This window comes from Streptomyces sp. SM1, assembly GCF_002910825.1.
In the GTDB taxonomy this organism is placed as follows: domain Bacteria; phylum Actinomycetota; class Actinomycetes; order Streptomycetales; family Streptomycetaceae; genus Streptomyces; species Streptomyces okerensis.
Genome location: NZ_NEUB01000615.1, coordinates 1 through 23891 on the forward strand (window position 1 = coordinate 1; position 23891 = coordinate 23891).

Here is a 23891-nt window from a genome sequence, read left to right on the forward strand (position 1 = left end):
ACTGCTCCAGCTGGCGCCGCCCCACGCGGTGCCCGAACGCGCTCAGCGCGCCCAGGGCGTGGTGGTTGGCCGGCATGGCGAGCGCGGCCTCCACGATGGCCGCGTCGGAGAGGACCTTGCCGGGCGAGACGTCCCGCCGCCGGGCGATCCGGTCTCGGGTCTCCCACAGTTCCCGGACGACGGCCATCTGCCGGCGCCGGCGGACCTTGTGCATGCCGGAGGTGCGCCGCCAGGGGTCCTTGCGGGGCTCCGGCGGCGGCGCCGAGGCGATCGCGTCGAACTCCTGCCGGGCCCAGTCGAGCTTGCCCTGGCGGTCCAGCTCCTTCTCCAGCGCGACCCGCAGGTCGACCAGCAGCTCGACGTCGAGGGCGGCGTAGCGCAGCCAGGGTTCCGGCAGCGGGCGGGTGGACCAGTCGACGGCGGAGTGGCCCTTCTCCAGGGTGAAGCCGAGCACGTTCTCGACCATGGCGCCGAGCCCGACCCGGGGGAACCCGGCGAGCCGTCCGGCCAGTTCGGTGTCGAAGATGCGGCTGGGCAGCATGCCTATCTCGCGCAGACAGGGCAGGTCCTGGGTGGCGGCGTGCAGTACCCACTCGACGCCGGACAGGGCCTCGCCGAGGGCGGACAGGTCGGGGCAGGCTACGGGGTCGATCAGCGCGGTGCCCGCGCCCTCGCGGCGCAGCTGGACGAGGTAGGCGCGCTGCCCGTAGCGGTAGCCGGAGGCGCGCTCGGCGTCGACGGCGAGGGGGCCGCTGCCCGCGGCGAGGGCGGCGACCGCCCCGGCGAGGGCGGCGCCGTCCGCGATCACGGGCGGAACGCCCTCGCGCGGTTCGAGCAAGGGGATCGGCGCCTCCGTAGCAGAAGATCCGCCGTCGTCCGGAGGGGCGCCTCCGGTGGTGCGCAGTGAACTGTCTGCTGCGGTGTCGTGGGCGTCGGTCACCTGTCAAGACTATCCGTACGAGCCGACGCCTGACCTGCCCCTACGTGCCAGGGCGGGGCCGACCAGCGAAAACAGGCCTCGGCGGAGGGCCGAACCGGGGTGTGCGCGAAGGCACCCGCCGGCCTGGGGAGGCCGGCGGGCGCGGACAGCGGGTACGGGGGTGGGTCAGGGGATGATGCCGGTGCGCAAGGGCGGGTCAGTGGATGATGCCGGTGCGCAGGGCCACCGCCACCATTCCGGCACGGTCGCCCGTGCCGAGCTTGCGGGCGATGCGGGCGAGGTGGCTCTTGACGGTCAGGGCGGACAGGCCCATCGAGACGCCGATCGCCTTGTTCGACTGGCCCTCCGCCACCAGTCGCAGCACCTCGACCTCACGGCCGGACAGTTCGCGGTAGCCGCCCGGGTGGCTCGGGGCACCCGGGGGGCGGCGGTGCAGCCGGGCGGCGGCGGCGCCGATGGGGGCGGCACCGGGCCGGGAGGGGAGCCCGAGGTTGGTGCGGGTTCCGGTGACGACGTACCCCTTCACCCCGCCGGCCAGCGCGTTGCGCACGGCGCCGATGTCGTCGGCGGCGGACAGGGCGAGGCCGTTGGGCCAGCCTGCGGCGCGGGTCTCGGAGAGAAGGGTGAGGCCGGAACCGTCCGGCAGATGGACTTCGGCGACACAGATGTCGCGGGGGTTGCCGATGCGGGGACGAGCCTCCGCGACGGACGAGGCCTCGATGACATCGCGCACACCGAGCGCCCACAGATGGCGGGTGACGGTGGAACGGACGCGCGGGTCGGCCACGACCACCATGGCGGTCGGCTTGTTCGGGCGGTAGGCGACCAGGCTTGCGGGCTGCTCGAGGAGAACGGACACCAGGCCTCCTGGGGGGCGGGACGGGGCCGGCTCGTGGGGGTGAAGGCGGGACGAACCGTGCTTTCAAGGTCACAGTCGTCTTCGGCAGTAGACCTGGAGTCCTTTAGGAAATGATCACGAAGTAGTGAGTAACAATCTGGGCAATTCGGACGCACGGTCGATCATTCGAAGATCGAACGGTTTCGGTCTGCGTCGCAACGCTTCCGATTGTGGCCGTATCGACAAAGAGATCCCCATCGATGATTGCGTGGAGCCCCGCAGGGGAATCTCAGCGCGACTGCGGCCCCCGCCGCTGCGGCAGCGTCACCACCGACGCGTCACCGGGAGCCGCCGGCGGCAGCCCCGCGACCTGCGCCAGCAGATCGCACCACGCGACCAGATGGGCGCCCGCGTCCGGCACCCCGCCCAGCCCCTCCCGGGGTGTCCACGAGGCGCGGATCTCGATCTGCGAGGCGGCGGGCCGTGCGGACAGTCCGCCGAAGTAGTGGGAACTCGCCCGCGTCACCGTGCCGCTGGGCTCGCCGTACGACAGCCCGCGCGCCGCGAGCGCACCGGTCAGCCACGACCAGCACACGTCCGGCAGCAGCGGGTCCGCCGCCATCTCCGGCTCCAGTTCCGCGCGTACCAGCGTCACCAGACGGAAGGTGCCCCGCCAGGCGTCGTGGCCGGCCGGATCGTGCAGCAGCACCAGCCGCCCGTCCGCCAGATCCTCCTCGCCGTCGACGACCGCGGTCTCCAGCGCGTACGCGTACGGCGCCAGCCGCTTCGGCGCGGGCGAGGGATCCACCTCGATCTGGGGCCGCAGCCGCGCGCCGCGCAGCGCGTCGACCGCTGCCCGGAAGGGCGGCGGAGGCGCACCTCCGTGTCCGGGATCCCCCTCGGTCCCCTTCGGTTCGTCCATTCCGTCAGCGCCGTCCGACAGTCGTCCCTGAGCCGCAGCCATGCGGGGAAGATTAAGCGGAACGGGCCCCCGGCGCAGGGAGGGACACCCGCGCCACCCGGGGGTGTCCGGAACCCGTCCCGCGCGCACCGCGTACCGGACGACCTCGGGTCGGGCGGACGGACGGCTCGTGCGAGACTGGCCGGTGTGAGTGCCAACGCAAGCCCGACGGGCCAGATGCCGACTGAGACCACCGCTCCCGTCAAGAACGACGCGGTCAGGGATTCAGCGTTCCTCCGGGCGTGCCGGCGCGAGCCGGTGCCGCACACGCCGGTGTGGTTCATGCGTCAGGCCGGGCGTTCACTGCCGGAGTACCGCAAGGTGCGCGAAGGCATCGGGATGCTCGACTCCTGCACGCGGCCCGACCTGGTCGCCGAGATCACCCTCCAGCCGGTGCGCCGCCACCGAGTGGACGCGGCGATCTACTTCAGCGACATCGTCGTCCCGCTCAAGGCCATCGGGATCGACCTCGACATCAAGCCCGGCATCGGCCCGGTCGTCGAGCAGCCGATCCGTACCCGCGCGGACCTCGGCCGGCTGCGCGACCTCACCCCCGAGGACGTCTCCTACGTCACCGAGGCCATCGGGATGCTGACCCGGGAACTCGGCCCCACCCCGCTGATCGGCTTCGCGGGCGCCCCCTTCACCCTCGCCAGCTACCTCATCGAGGGCGGCCCCTCCCGTACGTACGAGAACGCCAAGGCGATGATGTACGGCGACCCGGAGCTCTGGGCCGACCTGCTCGACCGCCTCGCCGGCATCACGGCCGCGTTCCTCAAGGTGCAGATCGAGGCCGGCGCCTCGGCGGTCCAGCTCTTCGACTCCTGGGCCGGCGCGCTCGCCCCCGCCGACTACCGGCGTTCGGTGCTGCCCGCCTCGGCGAAGGTGTTCGACGCGGTGGCCGGCTACGGCGTGCCGCGCATCCACTTCGGTGTCGGCACCGGCGAACTGCTGAAGCCCATGGCCGAGGCCGGCGCGGACGTCGTCGGCGTCGACTGGCGGGTCCCGATGGACGAGGCCGCCCGCCGCGTCGGCCCCGGCAAGGCGCTCCAGGGAAACCTCGACCCGACCGTCCTGTTCGCCGGCACCGAGGCCGTCGAGACGAAGGCGCAGGAGGTCCTGGACGCCGCGGCCGGACTGGAGGGCCACATCTTCAACCTCGGCCACGGCGTCATGCCGTCCACCGACCCGGACGCCCTGACCCGCCTCGTGGAGTACGTCCACACGCGGACCGCGCGCTGACCCACCGCGTGCGCGCCGCACGCGCGTCGGAACCCGGGAGCGGGGTACCGGGCACATGCCGCCCAGCCCGTTCGCTCCCGGGTACGGGCAGGTGGAGGTCTCATGCGGCTCGAGATGTTCGACCCCGCCCCGATCAGTGTGGTCGTCACTCAGGGGCCGGAGCACCGGCTCACGTACATGAACGTCGTCTGCCGGAGCACCTTCGGTGACCGTCCGCTGGGCCGGACGATCCGCGAGGCCTTTCCCGGCCTCGCGCAGTCCGGCTACTTCGGCATCTACGACCGGGTCTTCACCACGGGCACGGCCGAAGTGCTCACCGGTGTGCCGGTCGACCTGGTCTGTCCCGGCGCGTCGCACCAGGTGACGCGGTACTTCACCTTCAGCATGTCCCACGCCACGACGAGCGACGGCCGGCACGGCGTGCTCGGTGTCATCGTCGAGGTCACCGAACAGGTGACCGCCGCGGAGCGCATCCGCGTCCTGTCCGAGGAACGCCGCCGCGCGCTGGAGCGCTACCGCAGTCTGGTCGACGCCGGATCCCAGATGGTGTGGGTGACCGGCCCCAAGGGCGGCGTGACCGAGCCGAGCCCCGGCTGGCAGCGGGTGACCGGGCAGAGCTGGGAGGAGTTCCGCGGCGACGGATGGACCGACGCCCTCCACCCCGGCGACCGCGCCGCCACCGTCGAGTCGTGGCAGCGGGCCCTGGACGAACAGGTGCCCCGCTGGACCCACACCTACCGGCTGCGGCTGACCACGGGGGGACCGGCACTTCGCCGTCGACGCCGCTCCGGTACGCGACGGGGACACGGTCGTCAAGTGGATCGGCACCTGCGCGGACGTCGAGCGGCAGTGGCAGGAGACCCGCCGGGAGGAACTCCTGGCGCGCGCCGCCACCGCCACGGCCGGCATCGTGCGACTGGACGAGATGCTCGCGGCCCTCGCCGGGGTGATCGTGCCCGCCATCGCCGACAACTGCGCCACCCACCTCCTGCCGCACGCCCCGCACCGCCCCCCGGGCACCCCGCTCACCGCCGAACGCGTCGCCGCCGTCACCCGCCCGGGGCCTGGCCATGCTCGCGCTGCGCCTGCCGGCCGCCGGCTGAGCGGGAGGGCCCTTGGCGGATCCGCACCGGCCGGACCCACGCCCGCGTGGGCGGACGCCCGGTGGCCGGCAGGGCGGCCGTTCTCGACGAGCGGCGGTGACTGATCGCCTCACGCCGCCGCGGCGACAGTGGATGTCCACCGGCCGGGACGCACTCCATCGCCGCTGGCCCATGCCCTTCGTTCCCTCCCAGCCGCTCGTACGGGGCCCCCGTAGCGGTGTCGGACGCCATCGGACACCGGATGCAGGTCTCCCGGCCGTCGACCGACCGGTCCGGGGAGTTCCCGGGAGACTTCGCCGACGGCACCGACAACCGCGCGGTGGAGACACCTGTGCCCGGCCACGGCCGGTGGCGGCGGTCGGCGCGAGATCGGTGCCGGGTGAGGTGCAACCCCTTGCCCGGCACCGGTGTTTCATTCGGTGATGGACGAGAAGGCCGAGCGGCAGCTGACCGAACTCCTTGCGACGAACCTCGACGGCGGCTTCACCGAGCTGGTCAGGGTTCACGGCAGGGCGGTGTACACGTTCCTGCTCCGGGTCTGCGGTTCGGCCACCGAGGCCGACGATCTGGGGCAGGACACGTTCCTGCGCGCCTACACCGCCTTACAGGTCTACGGACCCGAGCGCCGGAGGGCTCTCAGACCGCGTGCCTGGCTGCTCGCCATCGCGGCGAACGTGTGGCGCAACCACCTGCGCACCTGTTCCCGGAGGCCCGCCCTGGCGGGGGTGCCGGTGGAGGACACCGCCGAAGCCCGGAGCGATCACCGGCCGGGGCCGGCAGAACTGGCCGCGCTCGCCGACGACCGGCGGCGGCTGGTCACGGCGCTGCTGAAGCTGCCGGAGCACCACCGCACGCCCGTGGTGCTCCGGCACGTGGTGGGGCTGAGCTACAGGGAAGTGGCCGAGGTGCAGCAGTGCGCGGTCGGTACGGCCAAGGCGCAGGTGTCCCGAGGGCTGAGAGCTCTGCGCCGGCTGCTGGAGCCGGAAACGGCCTTGCTGGAGGGGGTGACGCCATGAGAAGCGACCACGAGGCACCGGGCGCGGCCCGGCCCGGGCCGGCCGGGCTCACCGCGGAACCACCGGCGGACTTCGCCGTGCGCGTGCTGCGGAGGGCCGGCGTCCCGCGTGAGACCTACGACACCTACGTCCGCCTCGACACGGCGGTCGGCGCTCTCTTCGTGGCGGCGAGCCCGGAGGCGGTGACCGGCGCCGCGCTGGACACGGACGGGTCGACCGCGACGGCCTTCGAGGAACTGCACCGTGCCCGGACCGGCCGTTCGGCCCTGCGGTCGGCCAGAGCGTTCCCGGGTGTCGTCACCGCACTGCGGACCGGACGCGCCCGCCGACTGCCCATCGACCTGTCCCCGCACGGCCCGGTGGAACGGGCCGTGCTGGAGGCGGTCCGCAGCGTTCCCGTCGGGCAGCTGCGCCCGGTCGGCTGGATCGCCCAGGAGGCCGGGACGGCGCCGGAGGCCGTGGCCGGCGCCGTGGCCCAGAACCCGGCCGCGGTACTGATCCCCTCCCACCGCGTGACGTACGACGACGGCACACCCTGCGACGCCGCCCACCTTCCCGACACGGGGGACGCGCTGCGCGCCGCGGAGGGCATCGACCTGCGGCGGGTGGCGGAACTGCACCGACGCGGAGTGGTGTTCCTCGGAAGTGACACGACCCGGATCTACTGCCACCCGACCTGCGCCCACGCCCGCCGCATCACCCCGCCCCACCAGGTGCCGTTCAGTACCGCGCGCGAAGCCGGGCTGGCCGGGTACCGCGCCTGCAGGAGCTGTCGTCCCCTCACCGTGTGACGGCCACCGAAACCCGAAGTCCACGAGAAAGACGGAGTTGCGTCGTGCGAACCAGTGACATTCCCGGCGACACCACCGCGGCGTTCGCGGCCCGCCCCACGCCTCTGGGTCGGCTCGTGCTGGCGGCCACGGCCGATGCGCTCGTGATGTGCTGCTACGGGGCCCCCGGGGACGTGGCGTCCCGCGTCACCCGAGCGGGGCTGCGGGCCGTGGAGGAGGAGCACGCGGACCCGGCTCCGCGGAAGGTGCTGGAGGAGGCCTGGACTCAGCTCGACGCCTATCTCACCGGTGCCCGCCGCGCCTTCACCGTGCCGGTGGACCTGCGGCTTGCCACCCCGTTCAGCCGCCGGACCGTCATGGCGCTGGACGCGTTCGTGCCGTACGGGCGCACCGCGACCTACGCGCAACTGGCCGAGGCTCTGGAGCGTCCGCGGGCCGCCCGCGCGGTCGGGACGGCACTCGGCGCCAACCCGCTCTGCGTCGTGCTGCCCTGCCACCGGATCGTCGGCTCCGGAGGGAGCCTGAACGGGTACGCAGGGGGCCTGGACGCCAAGCGGTTCCTGCTCGGTCTGGAGGCGGAAAGCAGTCCGACAGGCCTTTGACCGGTGGGCGCCGGTCACACCCCCGTCACCGGCGCCCACCACCTCTTCTCCGCTGCCTTCGCCCGCCCTCTCCGGGAGACCTGAGTCCATGAACGCCTATGACACCCCGCCCCTGCCCGGGCTCACCGAGCCGGCACCCGCCGACTGGCCGGCCGCCGACAGCGACGGGCTTCCCGCGCTGCGGCACCTCGACTGGCCCGCACTGATGGCGGAGCTGGACGCGGACGGTGTCGCACTCACCCCGCCTCTGCTCACCCCCGGACAGTGCGCGCAGGTGAGGGAGATGTTCGACGAGCCGGGGCTGTTCCGCAGCACGGTGACGATGGCCCGGCACCGGTTCGGCGAGGGGTCGTACCGCTACTTCGCCCACCCGCTGCCCGAACTGGTCCTCGCCCTGCGCCGGCAGCTGTACCCGCCCCTGGCGCACATCGCCAACACCTGGGCGGAGCGGCTCGGCGAACCGGAGTTCCCCCGTCTCCACGAGGACTTCGTCGCGGCCTGCGCCACCACGGGCCAGAACCGGCCGACCCCGCTGCTGCTGCGCTACGGGCGGGGCGGCTACAACTGCCTGCACCAAGACGTGTACGGGGACCTCACGTTCCCGCTCCAGCTGGCGGTGCTGCTGGACGATCCGGACCGCGACTTCACCGGTGGCGAGAGCGTCTTCGTGGAGCAGCGGCCGCGCGCCCAGTCCCGGCCCATCGTCCGGCGGCCGGAACAGGGGCAGGGCCTCGTCTTCGCGGTCCACCACCGGCCCGTACGGTCCGCACGCGGCTGGAGCCGGGTGATGCTGCGGCACGGAGTGAGCGCCGTGCACAGCGGGCGGCGCCATGTCCTCGGCGTGATCTTCCACGACGCCCGGTAGGACCCGCCGGAGCGTTCGTCCCTCTCCGAAGAGCGGCTGCCGTCGGGCGCGGTGCCGTCGGTGGCCGCTGAGGCTTTCGGCCGGGCCGGGACACGGCGACGAGCCGGGCCTGGGCGGATCCCGGGAGGAACGATGTGGGCCCGCGCACGGAACGGTTCGTCGCGGGCGGACGGGGCACGCCGCCGGAACACGCCTGCGCCCCGGCCGGCTTCCGCCCCGGTGAGGCGGCGAGCGTCCGCCGCACGCCTCGCGGACGGCCCGGAGATCATGAGCACGGCCCGCCGGCCGCGGCGAACCCGCATCCGGCCGCTGCACCGCTCTGTTCTGCCGCTTCGCCCTCGTGAACCGGAAGCCGCCGCGACAGAGCAGGTCAGAGCCGTCCCTCCCCGCTCCTGAATCTGCCTCTCCCGCTCAAGATCCGCTGGAGAACCACGACAACGCGTTTACGTAGGGTCGCCACGTGACGACAGGGGGCTTCCCGGGCCTGTCTCGCACCACTGTCAACCACGAGTCAGGTTAAGGAGCAGTGGCACCGCATGCAGCATGCACAAAAGGCACGGAGAACCCCGGCCGAGCACGAAGCCCGGACGGACCTGGCGGCCATGCCGGCGAACGGCTTGCCGTCCCGCTTGGGCGCGGTCCTGCTGGAATCGATCGCGCAGGAGATGAGCGCACTCGCCGAACAGGCGTCCGCGCTGCTGAGGACGCCGTCGGAGAGTCTCTCCCTGGAGACGGACATCTTCGCGCAGATCGTCCGCAGGAATGTTCCCCGCTGGCATTTCGCCATGCTCAACGACACCGACCGCAACGAGGCCCTCGTCGCCGCCCTGGAGCGGGGCATCCCGGCCGGCGCGACCGTGCTGGACATCGGCTCCGGCAGCGGGCTGCTCGCCATGGCCGCGGCCCGCGCCGGCGCGAGCCGGGTGTTCACATGCGAGATGAACCCACTGCTGGCCGAGGTCGCCCGGAACGTCGTGGACGCACACGGCCTGTCCGACGTGATCACCGTCATCGGCAAACCGTCCACCGAACTGGACCCGCAACGGGACCTCGGCGGACCGGTGGACGTCCTCGTGTCCGAGATCGTCGACTGCGGTCTGATCGGTGAAGGGCTGCTGCCCACCGTGCGCCACGCGCGTGAGCACCTCCTGGCGTTGGACGGGATCATGCTGCCGTCCGCGGCCCGGCTGTACGGCCGGCTGGTGAACAGCGAGGCGGTGCTCAGACTGAATCAGGCCACCACGGTCGGCGGCTTCGACGTCTCGCTGATGAACACGCTCGCCACCCGCGGCCACTTCCCGGTGCGGCTCGACACCTGGCCGCACCGGTTCCTGTCCGAGGCGGCACCGGTGCTGGAGTTCGACCTGGCGCGAGACGATCTGGAGCCCGGCGAACGCACCCTCGAGTTCCCCGCCACCGCGGACGGGGAGGCCCAGGCCCTCGTGGTCTGGTTCGAGCTGGACATGGGCAACGGCATCGTCCTGTCCAACACACCGGACGCCCCCCGCTCGCACTGGATGCCGGGCTGGGTCCCGCTGGAGAAACCCGCGCTGACCAAGGCGGGGGAGACGACCTCCCTCCGGCTCCGCTGGAGCGACTTCACCCTCCGCGTGAGCCCCTGACAGGCCTCGCCCGGCGCCGGCGACGCACCGGCGACCTCCACTCCGGACCACGATCAGGGAGCCAGCGATGAGTCACGTCCCCACGCATGTCCCGTTCGAGCTGAGCGGCGCTGAACTGCGCGACGCGGTGGTGCAGTACGCCACCGCCCCGATCTACCACGACAACCTGGACTGGCTGAACCACGACAACCCCTACCGCCGGCAGCTCAGGCCGCAGGTCCTGCCCCACCTCGACTACGACAAGGTCCCGGGCCGCGAGAACATACTCGACTACACGAGCCTGGCCGTGCAGCGCTTGCTGACCAGCATCTACGAGGCCGACCTGGTGTTCTTCCCCAAGTCGGGCCTGAACGGGAGGGAGGAGGACTTCCGGGCGTTCTACAACCCCGGCAACCGGGCGCTCGGCGAGCGCATCCGGCCGGCGCTGGAACGGTACGCCTTCGGCTTCCTGGACGACGAGGTGGAGACGTCCGGCAAGTGGACGGCCGAGAGCCTCGACGCCTACCTCGACTCCCTCGACACCAGCGGTGGTGAGGAGCCGTCGCTGTCGGAACGGGCCATCCGGAACTCCTCCGACCCCCGGCGCGCGGCCCGGATGTGGCTGGTGCAGTTCGCACCGGACTTCCTCTCCGAGGCGTCGCCGATGATGCGCAACGTACTCGGCTACTACGGCCCCGCCCAGTCCGAGTGGTTCAAGGTCGTCATCGACGAGTACGGCTACGGCGTCCACGACACCAAGCACAGCACCCTGTTCGAACGGACCCTGGAGTCGGTCGGCCTGGAGTCCGACCTGCATCGGTACTGGCAGTACTACCTCAACAGCAGTCTGCTGCTGAACAACTACTTCCACTACCTGGGCAAGAACCACGAGCTCTTCTTCCGCTACGTGGGCGCGCTCTACTACACCGAGAGTTCCCTGGTCGACTTCTGCCGCCGTGCCGACCGGCTGCTGCGGGACGTCTTCGGCGAGACGGTGGACACCACCTACTTCACCGAGCACGTCCACATCGACCAGCACCACGGCCGGATGGCCCGCGAAAAGATCATCAAGCCGTTGGTGGAGGCCCACGGTGAAGGCATCATCCCGGAGATCGTGCGCGGCATCGAGGAGTACCGGGTGCTCCTGGACGTCTCCGACTTCGACTTCTCCGAGCAGATCGCCTGGATGGACGCCCAGCCGGAGCTGAAGAAGCTGCACGACCCGGTTCTCCGGGGGATGAGACAGGGCAAGGTCGACGCGCCCGTCGCCCATCTCGTCGAACCCCGCGGCGAACTGTCCAACACCCACTGTCACGAGGGTGACGAGCTGTGCCACATAGTCTCCGGCACCATGCGCTTCGAGAGCGGGCTCGGCTCGTCGCTCACGCTCCGGGCGGGTGAGGGCGTGGTCATCAAGCGCAACCGGCTGCACGGCGCCAACATCGAGTCGGACGAATGCGTCTACGAGATCCACTCAGTGGGGGACTACCGCAAGTGCCTGTCGTGACCTTCCCCGCCTCGGGGCGGGACAACTGTGTGGTCGTCGCCGGAACACCGTATGTCTACGCCACGGTCGGCGGCCGGAGTTTCGTGTTGCGAGCCCGGTGCACGCACCGCGGTGGCCCCCTGCATCTGGCCGACATGGCCGAGGACGGTGTCCGGCTCGTGTGCCCGTGGCACGCACGCAAGACCTCAGTGACCCGGCTGCGCGCGGAGATCCCGGCCGTCCGGGTGGGCGACCAGGTCACCGCAGTCTTCCCCGACCGGCCGCCGGTCCGCGGGTGGCCGGCACCGCCGACGGCCTGCCCCGGCGTGACCCTGGAACACCGGCCGCTGTCGCCGGCGCTGTCACGCCGGCACCAGGCAGCCACCTGACCCTCCGACGACTGCAACGCCCCGGGGCCGGCCGGTGTTCTACAGACGGGCCGGTGCGTGCGCCGGATCACGAGCAACCACATGCGAGGAGCGGAACATGGGCAGGGACGGTGGGAAGCCGCTGCTGCTGCTGATCGGCAGCAGTGCCAGGGGCAGCCGGGAATTCATCCTTCGGACGGTGAGCCGGCGCTATGCGCTCTGGCTGCTTCAGCCGGCCCCGGTGACCTGGGAGGAGCCCTACGTCGTCGGTAGTACCCGGGTCGACAACACCCGTCCCGACCTGCTCACGGAGGCGGCCCGGGGGGTGGCCGCCGAACGGGAGGTGGCCGGGGTGTTCTGTTACGACGAGGGACTCGTCACCCCGGCGGCCCACGTGGCGGAGTCGCTCGGCCTGCCGGGGAACTCCCCCGGGACGGTCGCCGCCTGCCGGGACAAGAACGCCACCCGGGTCGCGCTGGAGCGCGCCGGGGTCGCCCAGCCGGCCTCCATCGGAGTGCGCTCCCTGGACGAGGCACGGGAAGCGGTGGAGAAGCTGGGCTTCCCGGTCGTCCTCAAGCCCCGTGGCCTCGCCGGCGGTATGGGCGTGCGCCGGGCCGACGGGCCCGGGGAGGTGGAGAGCGCCTACCGCGCGGCGTCCGGCGCCTCCTACCCGGGTGTTCCCGTCTTCGATGTGTCCGTGCTCGTCGAGGAGTACGTCGACGGCCCCGAAATCAGCGTCGACGCCGTCTTCTTCGGGGGGGAGTGCGTCCCGCTGGCGGTGGCCCGCAAGCAGGTGGGCCTCGCACCCTTCTTCGAGGAGACCGGCCACGAGGTCGACGCGGCCGACCCGCTGCTGTGCGATCCGCCATTGCTCGAGGCGCTGCGGGCCAGTCACGCCGCGCTGGGCTTCCACACCGGTGTCAGCCACACCGAGTTCCGCCTCACCGCTAACGGCCCGCGCCTGATGGAGGTCAATGCCCGCCTGGGCGGCGACATGATTCCCTACCTCGGCGAGCTCGCCACCGGCGTCGACGTGGCCCTGGCGGCGGCCGACGTCGCGGCAGGCCGGCGGCCGGAGACGACTCCGAGCCGGCGCCGCGCCGCGGCGATCACCTTCCTGTATCCCGAGCGGGACGTCGAGATCGAGGCGGTGACCGTGTACGAGGACCGCTTCCCGGCCGAGATCCACGGCGCCGACGTGATGGCCGGCCCGGGGACCGTGCTGCGGTTGCCGCCGCGCGGCTACATCTCGCGCTACGCCAGAGTCATCTCCCTGGCGGACACGGTGGAGCAGGCCCGGACGGCGCTGCTGAGGGTGCCGGAGCTCGTCGAACTCGCCGGCCGGCCGGTGGAGGAGTCGTCCTGATGGCCTCGACCGGACAGAAGTCCTCCCCACCCGGCGGGGCCGGCCACCCGTCGGTCCTGCAGACCCTGCGGGGTATCTCGGGCCCCATCTGGCTCGTGCTCACCGGCATGCTGATCAACCGGCTCGGCAATTTCCTCCAGATCTACCTGGTGCTCTACCTCACCGCGAAGGGGTTCTCCGCGACCGAGGCGGGCCTGGCGCTGGGCGCCTACGGTGTGGGCTCCGTGGCCGGCGTGCTGGTGGGCGGCTCGGCATCCGACCGCATCGGCTACGCGTGGACCATCGTCGGCTCCATGGCGCTCGCCGGACTGGGCACGCTGAGCCTGCCCCACCTGGGCAGTCTGCCCCTGGTGATCGCGGTGGCGGCGTTCATCGGTCTTCTGGCGCAGATGTACCGGCCGGCCTCCTCGGCCCTGCTGGTCGAGCGCACTCCCGAGGACCACCACGTGATGGTGTTCGCCGTCTACCGCATGGCGTTCAACCTCGGCACCACGATCGGCCCGCTGCTCGGGGCGCTGCTGATCAGCTATTCGTACAACTTGATCTTCTACCTGGAGGCGGCGGCGCAGCTGGTGTTCGCCGTGTTCGCCTTGATACTGGCGCGTTCCGGAGACACCACGAGGTCGGCCGAGCACGCCACGAAGGGCCCGGCCCGGTCGTACGCCGCCGTGTTCCGGGACACCCGGTACGTGCTGTTCCTGCTGGCGCTGTTCCTCAACGCCGTCGTCTACATCCAGCACACCTCCGCTCTGCCGCTTCAGATCAAGGCCGACGGACACGGCGTGGCCTTCTACTCCAGCCTGCTGTCGCTGAACGCCGTCATGGTCATCTCCCTGGAACTGCTGTTCACCAAGTATGTGCAGCGCCTTCCCGGCAGGGTCGCCGTGGCGCTCGGGGTCGGCCTGGTCGGCGTCGGGATGAACCTGTACGTCGCCGGGCCCGGTATGGCCATGTACGTCGTGGCGACGGTGGTGTGGACGACGGGCGAGATCATCGGCACGCCGACCGCCTCGGCCTGGCCGGGCCGGGTCGCCCCCGAGTACCTGCGGGGCCGCTACATCGCCGCCGCTGCCTTCCCCATGCAGATCGGCTACGCGATCGGCCCCGTGCTCGGTGTCGCCGCCTGGCAGGCGTCGTCGGCATCGGTGTGGTGGCTGTCCGGGCTGCTCACCGTGGGTGCCGTGGCCGCGGCGCTGGTCGGCATGAGCAAGCCCCGCGCGGACACCGGCGCCGGTTCCGCCCCGGCTGGCAAGCAGGCCGACGAGCCCGCCGGGCGGACAGGCGGCCCGGTCGTCGCCGACACTCCCTGATCCGTCCCCTCCCCGTCCCTGCCCCGTGCCGCGCGATGTGGCACCTGTACCCGGAAGTGAGCGAGCCGCGCATGTCGTACGCAGAAGGCATCGAGAAGTTCGTGGAAACGGTGAACGGTGCGCTGCCGCCCGATTTCTACACCTACGCCGTCGAACGGCAGCGCGTCCTGTACGACTCGCTGACCGAGGTCCTGCCCATTCCCGTCCCCGAGGGTGTCTCGCACCGGGACGCGACCGTGGTCCACGAGGGCCGCAGGGCCCGCATCCGCATCTACGAGCCGGCCGAGCGCGGCGACCACGCCGTGCTCTTCTACATCCGCGGCGGCGGCTTCGTCATCGGCTCGCTGCACAGCCACCACAGCCTGGTCGCCGAACTGGCCGACCGCACCGGGCTGGTGACCATAGCCCTGGACTTCGACATGGCGCCGGAGAACCCGTTCCCCGGTCCGCTGGAAGACTGCTACGCGGGTCTGTGCGGCACCCTCGCCGACCTTCCCGCCCTCGGGCTCGGCGACCTGGACCCGGACGGCGCGGTGATCTGCGGCGAGAGTTCCGGCGCCAACATGGCGGTGGTGCTGTCGATGATGGCGCGCGACCGCGGGGGCCCGCGGCTGCGAGGCCAGGCCGTGATCAGCCCGGTCCTGGACTTCACCCGCTGGCGGCACGGCGGAGAGGACGCGCCCCTGCTCTCCGGCGGCGAGATGGAGTTCTACACGGCCTGTTACTGCCCGCGGCCCGAGCAGGCCGCGGACCCCCACGTCTCGCCGCTGCTGGAGGGAGCGTTCCACGGCCTGCCGCCAGCCTACATCGTCGGCTGCGAGATGGACTCCCTGTGCGTGGACGCGGAGAAGTACGCAGCCCTCCTCGAGGAGAACGGCACGCCGGTGACGTACAGGCGGGAGGACGGGATGGTGCACGCCCCGGTGCGGGCCCGGCGGGTCAGCGGGCCCGCAGCGGACTTCTTCGCCCGGTACTGCACCGCCGTCCGCGCACTGGCCGGGAAGGAGGCTGCCGGCGATGGACGCTGACGTGCACGGGGACCGAGGGCTGGGCCCCTGCGTCGTCGTCGACCCCTATTCCTCGGGGGCTCTGTTCGCGGAGGCCCTGCGCGGTCGGGGGGTTCCGGTCGTGGCGGTGCTGAGCAGCCCACGCCCGCCCGAGGCGTACGCCGCCTCCTACCGGCCGCAGGATTTTCCCGACGCCATCGTGTACGACGGGGGCCACGACGACGTCGTACGACGGGTGCGGGCGCTGGACCCGCGCTGTGTCATCGCCGGCTGCGAGTCCGGCGTGGAACTGGCCGAGCGGCTCGCCCCCCGGGTGCTGCCGGAGCTGAGCAACGTGCCGGAACTGGCCGGGGCACGCCGGGACAAGGGCCATATGGCCGCAGCCGTGCGGGCTGCCGGACTGCCGGTCATCCCGCAGATCTGCACCGCTGACGTCGAGGAGGCTGCCGCCTGGCTGGAGCGCGAGGACCTGATCGGGGCCGATCTGGTGATCAAGCCGCCGAAGAGCGCGAGCACCGACGGCGTGATCAAGGTGCCGGGCGGGACGGACTGGCGAGCCGTGTTCGAGCGGCAGATCGGCCGGACCAACCAGTTCGGAGAGGTCGACGACCGGCTCGTCGTGCAGAAGTTCGTCACCGGCACCGAGTACGTGGCGGACACGTTCAGCCACGACGGCAAGCACTCCCTCGTGGACGTGTGCTCCTACGGCAAGGTCGACAACGGCCCTCACATGGCTGTCTACGACACCATGCGCTGGCTGCCTCCGGACGAGCCCGTCGTCGCGACCCTCGCCGAGTACGTGTTCGACGTGCTGGACGCGGTGGGTGTCCGCTTCGGCTCCGCCCACGTGGAGGTGATGGGAACCGCGGACGGGCCGGTGCTCATCGAACTGGGCGCCCGTCCGCACGGCGGCGGTCAGCCACGGTTCAACCGCAACGCCACCGGCGACAGCCAGATCGACCGGACGGTGCGCTGGCTGACCGGGGGCGAGCTGCCGCAGAGCTACGAGATGGTGACCCACCAGATGTGCGTGTTCCACATGGCCCGCCGCTCCGGGACCGTGCACGGCACCCCGGTTCTGGACGCGATCCGGACGCTGCCGAGTCACCACTTCTCGGTGCAGAACCTGTCCGACGGTGACCACGTTCCCGTGACCAAGGACCTGGTCGACAGCCTCAACTTCGGCTTCGTCATCCTCGCCCACCCGGACGGGGAACAGGTCGAACGGGACTACCGGGTCATCCGTGCCCTGGAACGGAAGCTGGTCATCGAAGAGCCGTGATCAACGCCATCGCGTTTCTGACGAGCTCCCTGGTAGTGATCATGGCGCCGGGTCCGGATCTGGCTCTGATGACCCGTCTGGTGCTGGCCGGCTCGCCGCGTACGGCCGCTCCCGCCGCGTTCGGCATGATCGCGGCGGGAGCCGTCCAGGCGGCCCTGGGCGCTCTGGGACTCGCCGCACTGCTCGCCGCCCGCCCGGACCTGTTTACTGCCTTCCGATGGGCGGGTGCCGCCATCCTGTTGGTCTGGGCGTATCAGGAACTGCGCACGGCGCTGCGTCCGTCCCCTGCCACCGCGGCGCCCGGCCCCGGGGGCCTGGCGGAGGACCCACTGCGCGGCCCGTGGCGCCCTTTCGGTCAGGGGCTGCTCTGCACCGGCTCCAATCCCAAGGTCGGCATCTTCCTGATGGCGTTCCTGCCTCAGTTCGTCCCGTCCGGCATGGACCCGACTGCCGGGATGGTGGTCCTGGCCTGCTGCTACCTCAGCCTGGGGCTCGCCTGGCTGCTCGTGTGGATGAGGCTGGTGCACCGGCTGTCCCGGCACCTGAACTCCCCGTCGGCCCAGCGGCTCACCAGTGGGCTCACCGCCGCCGTCTTCGGAGTGTTCGCGCTGCGTCTGGCCCTCAGCGGGTGACGGCACCGACAGCCGGCCGAGGCCGGAACACTGGATCGCACCCGCCGGGGCCGGGTCGCTCACATCGCCCGGAACTGCTCCTCGTCCCGGCTGAGCAGCGTCTTCGCGTACCGCAGCAGCGGGCCGGGCATGCTGAACCGGCTGTGCGCGTACTCCCGCAGCAGGCTGGCGTCGACCAGCCGGTACAGGCACCACCGGGCTTCCGCCGGTGTCGTGCCCGCGGCGTCCGCCACGGTGTAGGGGGTGATGTAGGTGTACTCGATCCGGCCGAGCATCCGGAACACCCGGCGCGCCTGCTCCGGCAGCGCCATGTACGACGGTTCGAACGCGGCCTGGACCAGGGACAGCAGGTCCCCCGGCAGAGAGGGCTGCCGGAAGTCCCCGGCCTCGTGCAGCTCCACGTAGTACTGGGCGAGGCTGAGGCCGGGATGCTGGGCCGGGCGCGTCGCGATGAGCCGGATCACCAGAGGCAGCCCACCGCAGTACCGCGCCAGGGCCATGGCGGCGAGCGACTCCGACTCGATTCGTTCCGGTCCCAGCAGCCGCCCGAGGAGCGTCAGCGTCTCGTCGTCGTCCAGCGCGTCGACGGCGACCCGCCGTATGCCCTCCCTGGCGACCAGACCGGGCAGTGTGTTACGGCTCGTGACAAGCACGGCACACCCCTCATCGCCAGGGATGAGGGGGCGTATCCCGTCCTCGTCGTGCGCGTTGTCCAGGATCACCAGAACCCGCCGCCCGGACAGCCTGGTGCGGTACAGGTTCGCGGCCTCGTCGAGATGGTCCGGGACGTACTCCGGGGGCACGCCGAGCGCGCGCAGGAACGAGGTCAGGGCCGCCTGGGCTTCCAGAGGGCCTCTGCGCGCGTGACCGTGCAGGTCGATGTAGAGCTGCCCGTCCGGGAAGTGGTCCAGCATCCGGTGTGCCCACTGCAGTGCCAGTCCGGTCTTGCCGCCGCCGGGCGGCCCGGTGAGCAGCGCGGCCGGGACCTGGCCGTCCCGCTCGCCGGGAGCGAGGAGCATCTGGTCCAGCTCCCGCATCTGGGGGGCGCGCCCGACGAAGTACCGGGTCCTGGACGGCAGCTGCGACGGCTTGGCCTCGGACGGTGGAGGAGGGGCCGACGGCCTGGTCTCCCGCAGGGTCTCCTCCGTCTGCCGCGGCGGCAGCCCGCTCCCGGGCCAGCTCAGCTGCTGGAGCAGGACCCGCCGATGGACCTGGCGTAACTCCGGGCCTGGCTGCAGCCCCAGTTCGGCGTCGAGCCGCTGTGTGACGCCGGCGAACACCCGCAGCGCTTCGTACTGCTCGCCGCAGCTGGCCAGGGCCAGCATGAGCCGTGCCTGCAGCCCTTCGTGCAGGGGGTCGTCCTCGGCGGCGGCGCGCAGGGCCGGCACCACCTGCTCCGGCTGCTCGAACCGCAGGGCGAGGTCCGCGTACAGGAGCAGATTCCCGATCCGCTGGCGGGTCGCCGCGGTGGCCGCCGGGTGAAGGGCCAGCTGCGGCTCGTCGGCGAGGAGCGGGCCACGCCAGCACTGGTGGGCGAGTGCCGCAAGTTCGTACGCGGCCTTCGCCTCTCCCTGTGCATGGGCCCGCCGCGCCTTCTCCGCCAGGTCCCGGAAGCGGGTCAGGTCGACCTGATCGTGTCCGACCGACAGCGCGTAGCCGTTCGGAGTGCGGATCACGTCCGGGGCGACTTGGTCCGCAGAACCGGACCCGGAGGAGCGCAGAAGTCCGCGCGCCTGGCTTACATACGTGTGGATCAGATTCTGGTAGGAACGCGGTGGCTCCTTCGGCCAGAGGGTGCTTCCTATGGCGTCGAAACTGGCTGGCTGCGGGTGGCACAGCGCCAGCAGTGAGAACAGGCGCCGAAGTTTGAGGGAACGTACGTCACTCGCCATACCGTCGCGCTCGATGGTCAGACTGCCGAGAATGCCGATGCGCAGACCGGCGCCGCGCTGCGCGGCGGACTTCCGGCCGTGGGCCATGGAACGCCGCACATCATCGGTGGCGAGCCCGAGTGCGGCCGCCAGGGCGCGCAGGGTTCGTGCCTGCGGCTGCTCCACACGCCCGTTCTCGATGTCGCGCAAGGTCCGTACGCCGATCCCCGACGCCTCGGCGAACTGACGCTGAGTCATCCCCGTGCGCAGCCGGTACGCGCGGACCCGGGTGTGGAAGGCGACCGGTTCTCTCTGGTGGAGACGGTGACTCGTGGTTGCTCCGGCATTCTGAAAGTTCGACATGGCCCCTGCCGTTGAGTGATGCCTCAGCACGTGATCAGTGTCTCAGAATGATCTTTTCGGGACTCCGTCCCCGATACCGATCGAACAATGATTGATCATAGAATGGTCAACTTGACACTGCAATTGGCACTCTCCTGAATTATCGGACGGCTTGCGAATTTCCCTGGCGTGGCGAGGGGATGCCGATCGACGGCCACTGTCCGGAAAAGGTATTGACGGACATCCGCGGGAGCTGTGCCGAGGTGCCCGTCTCGACGGCGACTCGGCGGGTGCCGGAATCGGTGGAGCTGCGGGTCCGGTAGGTCCGTGTACCGAAAGCGCCGTGCATGCAGCTTCTCGACGGTTGCGGGCAGCGCTCGATACGCGAGCGGGTAGAGGACCAGATGGGCGCCCAGCATCCCGGCGACGGCCCCGGAGGCGCCGATCGGGGGGTCGCCCGAGCCGGCGTTGAGGAGGGCGAACCCGTACGCGGCCGCGTAACCGCAGACGACGTAGAACAGCAGGTACCGGACGTGCCCCATCCGGTCCTCGACGTTGTTGCCGAAGATCCACAGGAACAGCATGCTGCCCAGCAGATGCAGCCAGCCGCCGTGCAGGAACATCGACGTGAGGACGCTCAGCTCGGGGGACTTGTCGTACCCCGGCCGGTCCACCACGCATCCCGGGCCCTGCGGGCCCACTCCGGTCCCGCCCGTGGGCACCAGGTCCGGCATCCGGTGGTGGATCAGCTCCTGCGGCACCGCCGCGTAGCGGTCCAGGAACGCCTGTTGACGGCACAGGTCGGCCAGGCCGCTCCCGCCGGTCAGGGAATCGACGCCCCCCCCGGCGTGAGGGCGGCGAAGACCACGAAGTTGGCGGCGAGCAGCGCGTACGTCACCCAGGGGGTGCGCCGCGCCGGGTTCACGTCATGGACGGGGATGACCACGTTCCCCATGTGCCCGGGCGGGGGCCGGTGAAATCCGCGGCGGTGCTGAACGCCGCCGCCCGGGTATGCGTATGTCTCGTCAACCGCCCGCGGCGCGGGGAATGGGGCCGCGGCGCCGACGTGAGGACGACAGGCGATGAACGACCGAGTGACCCCCGTGATCCACGCGCTGCCCGACGGCGAGGCCGAGCTCACGCTGGTGGTGCGCCTCCCCTGGGAGGACATCGCCCGGCTCGGCCAGGAGGCGGGGCGGCTCGCCTCCCAGACGCAGCGGCCGGTGACGCTGGACGAGGCGGTGAGCCACCGGCTGCGTTCCGTGAAGCCCGCGGCGCACGCGAAGCCCGCGGGGGAGCAGCCGCCGCCCGTGCCTGCGGCCAGCGCGTCGGTGTCCCCGCTGCCGTCCCGGCCGCCTGCCGAGCAGGCACGGCAGGCGATCGAGAGGATCAACGGCACGGGGTGAGGCCTCCACGGGCGGCGCCGCGGGGGTGCGGTTCTCGTCTCTCGTCGCGGGGTACCGGCCGTCCGGGGCCGGTCACGCCCACGCGGCGGAGCCGCACGTCACCTCAGCCCCGCGCCCCTTCCGGGGTGCCGCACCGCCCTCCCTACGAGGTCGCCCTGATCTTCGTCGCCGCCTTGCGGGCCGCCACCTGGACCGGGTCCCACACCGGGGAGAACGGCGGGGCGTAACCGAGGTCCAGGGCGGTCATCCGGTCCACGGTCATGCCGGCCGTGAGGGCGACCGCCGCGATGTCGACCCGCTTGCCCGCGCCCTCGTGACCGACGATCTGGACGCCGAGGAGCCGGCCCGTGCGCAGTTCGGCGAGCATCTTCACCGTCATGGGGGAGGCGTTCGGGTAGTAGCCCGCGCGGCTGGTCGACTCGATGGTGACCGACTCGAACCGCAGCCCCACGCGGAGGGCGTCCTTCTCTCGCAGCCCCGTGCGCGCGATCTCCAGGTCGCACACCTTGCTGACCGCCGTGCCGACCACGCCCGGGAAGGTGGCGTAGCCGCCGCCGGCGTTCGCGCCGATGATCTGGCCGTGCTTGTTGGCGTGGGTGCCGAGCGGGATGTGGCGCTGCTGCCCGGAGACCAGGTCGAGCACCTCCACGCAGTCGCCGCCGGCCCAGATGTTCTCGTGCCCGCGCACCCGCATCGACCGGTCGGTGAGCAGCCCGCCGGAGTCCCCCAGGGGGAGCCCGGCCGCCCGCGCGAGGGACGTCTCGGGCCGCACGCCGATGCCGAGGACGACGACGTCGGCCGGGTACTCGGCCCGTTCCGTGGCGACCGCGCGCACGTGGCCGTCGTCCCCCGTCAGCAGCTTGGTGACCTCCGCCTCGTTGACCATGGTGATGCCCATGCCCTCCATGGCCCGGTGCACCAGGCGCCCCATGTCGGGGTCGAGGGTCGCCATGGGCTCCTTGCCGCGGTTGACGACCGTCACCTCGTAGCCGCGTTTGATCATCGCCTCGGCCATCTCCACGCCGATGTACCCCGCGCCGACCACCACCGCGCGGCGGCCGCGCGTGCGGGCCAGCGTGTCCAGCAGGGCCTGCCCGTCGTCCAGGGTCTGCACACCGTGCACGCCGGGGGCGTCCATGCCGGGCAGGTCGGGGCGTACCGGCCGGGCACCGGTCGCGATCACCAGTTTGTCGTACGACGTCCAGGACTCGGCGCCGGAATCCACGTCACGCGCGCGTACCCGCCCCCGGTCCACGTCGATCTCCGTGACCTCGGTGCGCAGCCGCAGATCGATGTCCCGCGCGCGGTGTTCCCCGGCGGTGCGCGCGATCAGCCGGTCGCGGTCGGGGACGTCGCCGCTCACCCAGTAGGGGATGCCGCAGGCCGAGTAGGAGGTGAAGTGACCGCGTTCGAAGGCGACGATCTCCAGTTCGTCCGGACCCCTCAGCCGTCGGGCCTGTGACGCCGCGGACATCCCCGCGGCGTCACCGCCGATCACCACCAGACGTTCCCTCGCACCCTGCGCATCGCTCATGTCCATGGGGACACGCTACGGCGCGGGGGTGTGTCCCGGAGTCCGCGGCCGTTCAGTTCCGCTCGTTCTCCGCCCCGCCGCCGCCCGGGTGGGCCGTGGCCGGGGCCGGGGCCGCGGTCCGCGTGCGCCGCGACAGCAGGGGGCGTACGGCCTTCAGCCACAGCAGGAGCAGCAGCGCCGCCACCGCCGCGAACGGCAGGAGCGCGCCGGCCGCGACCGCCAGCCAGCGCAGCAGCGTCAGGAACACGTCCCACCCGCCCGCGAGCGCGTCCACGAAGCCGGGATCGTCGTCGTCCTTCCCGTCCTCCTCCGCCGGTGCCTCCGAGAGGGACAGGGTGATCGTCGCCAGGCTCGTACGGTCCTTCAGCGACGCCTGCTGGGCCAGCAGGGACTCCAGGTCCGCCTGGCGGGTACTCAGTTCACCCTCCAGCGTGACCACGTCACTGAGGTCGGTCGCCCGGTCCATCAGCTCGCGGATCCTGACCACGCTGGCCCGCTGCGTCGTGATCCGGCTGTTCACGTCGACCACCTGGTCGGTGACGTCCTCCGCCTGCGCGCGGCGTTCGACGAGCGTGCCCGCACCCTCGAGTTCGGCGAGGACCTCCGCGTACTCGGCGACGGGAACGCGCAGCACCACGCGTGTGTACTCGTGTCCCTCCGGGTCCCGGCGGGTGGATTCCTCGCCGACGTAGCCGCCGGCGTTCCCGGTCGTCGCGCGGGCCTCGTCCAGCGCCTCGGGTACGTCATCGACCCGCACGGTCAGCGAGGCGGTGCGGATGATGTGGCCGACGGTCGTCTTCGGCGGGGCGGCCGTCGCGGCACCGTCGGCCGTGCCGCCCGGGGCGCCCTGCTCGGCGCCCCCGTCCCGCGCGGCCTCCTGCCCCTGCGCGGCGGCGGCCTTGTCGTCGGCTCCGGAGGAGCCCGAGTCGGTGCTCGCACCGCTGCACCCGGTGACCACGAGTGACGCCGCCAGCAGGACCCCGGCCAGGGCGTGGGCGGGTCGAACGGATCGTCGTATGTACATATGGGGCTCCCCCGGGTCGCGAATCACTCACATGCCTGACGTTCCTTCGACGCGGCGGGGGTGCTGATCGTTTGCGCCGGACGGTTCCGATGCGGTCACGGTAGGGACTCGTCAGGGCCACATGGCCCTGGTGGGAGAGGCGGTGGCGTCTGAGAAGGTGGAGGCATGAGCGGATCACATGCGGGCGACGGGCCGAGGGCCGTCGTGGTCGGAGCCGGGATCGCGGGGCTGGCCGCCGCGCACCGGCTGCTGGAACGCGGGGCGCGGGTCACCGTCCTGGAGGCCTCGGACCGGGTCGGCGGCA

Annotated in this window: 22 protein-coding genes and 1 pseudogene; 16 read left to right on the forward strand and 7 right to left on the reverse strand. The window is 71.8% G+C overall.

All coding sequences use genetic code 11. From position 1 onward, the window contains the following. From B9S61_RS15525 to B9S61_RS15535, 3 genes are all read right to left on the reverse strand, one after another. Positions 1-940: HRDC domain-containing protein (locus B9S61_RS15525; protein WP_103542814.1), on the reverse strand; the 940-nt coding region annotated here is incomplete at its 3' end. Between the two features lie 196 nt (positions 941-1136). After that, the gene (locus B9S61_RS15530) at positions 1137-1799 is read right to left on the reverse strand and encodes a response regulator transcription factor (RefSeq protein WP_103542798.1); all 663 of its coding nucleotides are present in this window, start codon (positions 1797-1799) and stop codon (positions 1137-1139) included. Between the two features lie 268 nt (positions 1800-2067). After that, positions 2068-2742, reverse strand: coding sequence for a DUF3000 domain-containing protein (locus B9S61_RS15535; RefSeq protein ID WP_103542799.1), 675 nt, complete (start codon positions 2740-2742; stop codon positions 2068-2070). A gap of 144 nt (positions 2743-2886) precedes the next feature. On the opposite strand from B9S61_RS15535, the gene hemE reads away from it, so the two are divergent. From hemE to B9S61_RS15605, 14 genes are all read left to right on the forward strand, one after another. Then, positions 2887-3981, forward strand: a complete 1095-nt coding sequence (gene hemE / locus B9S61_RS15540) for a uroporphyrinogen decarboxylase (protein ID WP_374936214.1) — start codon at positions 2887-2889, stop codon at positions 3979-3981. Positions 3982-4083: 102 nt separating this feature from the next. Beyond that, positions 4084-5184 (forward strand): PAS domain-containing protein, encoded by a 1101-nt coding sequence (locus tag B9S61_RS15545; protein ID WP_258039672.1) that lies wholly within the window; start codon positions 4084-4086, stop codon positions 5182-5184. Between the two features lie 322 nt (positions 5185-5506). After that, positions 5507-6100, forward strand: a complete 594-nt coding sequence (locus tag B9S61_RS15550) for an RNA polymerase sigma factor (protein ID WP_103542801.1) — start codon at positions 5507-5509, stop codon at positions 6098-6100. Next, positions 6097-6891 carry an MGMT family protein gene (locus B9S61_RS15555; protein ID WP_103542802.1) on the forward strand — a complete coding sequence of 265 codons (795 nt, stop codon included), beginning with the start codon at positions 6097-6099 and terminating at the stop codon, positions 6889-6891. The genes B9S61_RS15550 and B9S61_RS15555 overlap by 4 nt, the downstream gene beginning before the upstream one ends. Positions 6892-6935: 44 nt before the next feature. Beyond that, a complete protein-coding gene (locus B9S61_RS15560) occupies positions 6936-7493 on the forward strand; it encodes a methylated-DNA--[protein]-cysteine S-methyltransferase (RefSeq protein WP_258039673.1) in 558 nt (185 codons plus the stop codon). A gap of 88 nt (positions 7494-7581) precedes the next feature. Then, positions 7582-8358, forward strand: a complete 777-nt coding sequence (locus B9S61_RS15565) for a 2OG-Fe(II) oxygenase (protein ID WP_103542803.1) — start codon at positions 7582-7584, stop codon at positions 8356-8358. A 536-nt stretch (positions 8359-8894) separates the two neighbouring features. Next, the gene (locus B9S61_RS15570) at positions 8895-9980 is read left to right on the forward strand and encodes a 50S ribosomal protein L11 methyltransferase (RefSeq protein WP_258039674.1); all 1086 of its coding nucleotides are present in this window, start codon (positions 8895-8897) and stop codon (positions 9978-9980) included. Between the two features lie 67 nt (positions 9981-10047). Next, on the forward strand, positions 10048-11466 hold the full coding sequence (locus B9S61_RS15575) for an iron-containing redox enzyme family protein (RefSeq protein WP_103542804.1): 1419 nt from the start codon (positions 10048-10050) through the stop codon (positions 11464-11466). Continuing rightward, entirely contained in the window at positions 11454-11834 is a 381-nt protein-coding gene (locus tag B9S61_RS15580; RefSeq protein ID WP_219819918.1) for a Rieske 2Fe-2S domain-containing protein, read from the forward strand. The genes B9S61_RS15575 and B9S61_RS15580 overlap by 13 nt, the downstream gene beginning before the upstream one ends. A gap of 97 nt (positions 11835-11931) precedes the next feature. Next, positions 11932-13179, forward strand: coding sequence for an acetyl-CoA carboxylase biotin carboxylase subunit family protein (locus B9S61_RS15585; protein WP_103542806.1), 1248 nt, complete (start codon positions 11932-11934; stop codon positions 13177-13179). After that, positions 13179-14489 carry an MFS transporter gene (locus B9S61_RS15590; RefSeq protein WP_103542807.1) on the forward strand — a complete coding sequence of 437 codons (1311 nt, stop codon included), beginning with the start codon at positions 13179-13181 and terminating at the stop codon, positions 14487-14489. Before B9S61_RS15585 ends, B9S61_RS15590 begins: the two co-directional genes overlap by 1 nt. A gap of 71 nt (positions 14490-14560) precedes the next feature. Further along, complete coding sequence (locus B9S61_RS15595) at positions 14561-15517, forward strand: alpha/beta hydrolase (protein WP_103542817.1); 957 nt, start codon at positions 14561-14563, stop codon at positions 15515-15517. Continuing rightward, positions 15507-16778, forward strand: coding sequence for an ATP-grasp domain-containing protein (locus B9S61_RS15600; protein WP_103542808.1), 1272 nt, complete (start codon positions 15507-15509; stop codon positions 16776-16778). Before B9S61_RS15595 ends, B9S61_RS15600 begins: the two co-directional genes overlap by 11 nt. Continuing rightward, complete coding sequence (locus tag B9S61_RS15605; RefSeq protein ID WP_103542809.1) at positions 16775-17410, forward strand: LysE family translocator; 636 nt, start codon at positions 16775-16777, stop codon at positions 17408-17410. Before B9S61_RS15600 ends, B9S61_RS15605 begins: the two co-directional genes overlap by 4 nt. Before the next feature lie 59 nt (positions 17411-17469). On the opposite strand, the gene B9S61_RS15610 is transcribed toward B9S61_RS15605, so the two are convergent. Beyond that, positions 17470-19644 carry a BTAD domain-containing putative transcriptional regulator gene (locus B9S61_RS15610; protein ID WP_103542810.1) on the reverse strand — a complete coding sequence of 725 codons (2175 nt, stop codon included), beginning with the start codon at positions 19642-19644 and terminating at the stop codon, positions 17470-17472. A 362-nt stretch (positions 19645-20006) separates the two neighbouring features. Further along, a pseudogene (locus B9S61_RS15615) lies at positions 20007-20569 on the reverse strand (rhomboid family intramembrane serine protease); the annotation flags it as partial. A gap of 136 nt (positions 20570-20705) precedes the next feature. Here B9S61_RS15615 and B9S61_RS15620 point away from each other — a divergent pair. Then, a complete protein-coding gene (locus tag B9S61_RS15620; protein WP_103542811.1) occupies positions 20706-21029 on the forward strand; it encodes a hypothetical protein in 324 nt (107 codons plus the stop codon). A gap of 142 nt (positions 21030-21171) precedes the next feature. Here B9S61_RS15620 and B9S61_RS15625 read toward each other — a convergent pair whose 3' ends face one another. Further along, complete coding sequence (locus B9S61_RS15625; RefSeq protein WP_103542812.1) at positions 21172-22569, reverse strand: FAD-dependent oxidoreductase; 1398 nt, start codon at positions 22567-22569, stop codon at positions 21172-21174. Between the two features lie 46 nt (positions 22570-22615). Beyond that, complete coding sequence (locus tag B9S61_RS15630) at positions 22616-23587, reverse strand: DUF4349 domain-containing protein (protein WP_103542813.1); 972 nt, start codon at positions 23585-23587, stop codon at positions 22616-22618. A gap of 165 nt (positions 23588-23752) precedes the next feature. Here B9S61_RS15630 and B9S61_RS15635 point away from each other — a divergent pair. Next, positions 23753-23891: FAD-dependent oxidoreductase (locus B9S61_RS15635; protein WP_146064850.1), on the forward strand; the 139-nt coding region annotated here is incomplete at its 3' end.

Bases quoted from the DNA above. Each gene is read 5' to 3' on its own strand.
- B9S61_RS15600 (WP_103542808.1), top strand. From the start codon at position 15,507: ATGGACGCTGACGTGCACGGGGACCGAGGGCTGGGCCCCTGCGTCGTC.
- B9S61_RS15575 (WP_103542804.1), top strand. From the start codon at position 10,048: ATGAGTCACGTCCCCACGCATGTCCCGTTCGAGCTGAGCGGCGCTGAA.
- B9S61_RS15585 (WP_103542806.1), top strand. From the start codon at position 11,932: ATGGGCAGGGACGGTGGGAAGCCGCTGCTGCTGCTGATCGGCAGCAGT.
- B9S61_RS15555 (WP_103542802.1), top strand. From the start codon at position 6,097: ATGAGAAGCGACCACGAGGCACCGGGCGCGGCCCGGCCCGGGCCGGCC.
- B9S61_RS15625 (WP_103542812.1), bottom strand. From the start codon at position 22,569: ATGGACATGAGCGATGCGCAGGGTGCGAGGGAACGTCTGGTGGTGATC.
- B9S61_RS15550 (WP_103542801.1), top strand. From the start codon at position 5,507: ATGGACGAGAAGGCCGAGCGGCAGCTGACCGAACTCCTTGCGACGAAC.
- B9S61_RS15610 (WP_103542810.1), bottom strand. From the start codon at position 19,644: ATGTCGAACTTTCAGAATGCCGGAGCAACCACGAGTCACCGTCTCCAC.
- B9S61_RS15570 (WP_258039674.1), top strand. From the start codon at position 8,895: ATGCAGCATGCACAAAAGGCACGGAGAACCCCGGCCGAGCACGAAGCC.
- B9S61_RS15545 (WP_258039672.1), top strand. From the start codon at position 4,084: ATGCGGCTCGAGATGTTCGACCCCGCCCCGATCAGTGTGGTCGTCACT.
- B9S61_RS15535 (WP_103542799.1), bottom strand. From the start codon at position 2,742: ATGGCTGCGGCTCAGGGACGACTGTCGGACGGCGCTGACGGAATGGAC.
- B9S61_RS15620 (WP_103542811.1), top strand. From the start codon at position 20,706: ATGAACGACCGAGTGACCCCCGTGATCCACGCGCTGCCCGACGGCGAG.
- B9S61_RS15590 (WP_103542807.1), top strand. From the start codon at position 13,179: ATGGCCTCGACCGGACAGAAGTCCTCCCCACCCGGCGGGGCCGGCCAC.
- B9S61_RS15565 (WP_103542803.1), top strand. From the start codon at position 7,582: ATGAACGCCTATGACACCCCGCCCCTGCCCGGGCTCACCGAGCCGGCA.
- B9S61_RS15630 (WP_103542813.1), bottom strand. From the start codon at position 23,587: ATGTACATACGACGATCCGTTCGACCCGCCCACGCCCTGGCCGGGGTC.
- B9S61_RS15595 (WP_103542817.1), top strand. From the start codon at position 14,561: ATGTCGTACGCAGAAGGCATCGAGAAGTTCGTGGAAACGGTGAACGGT.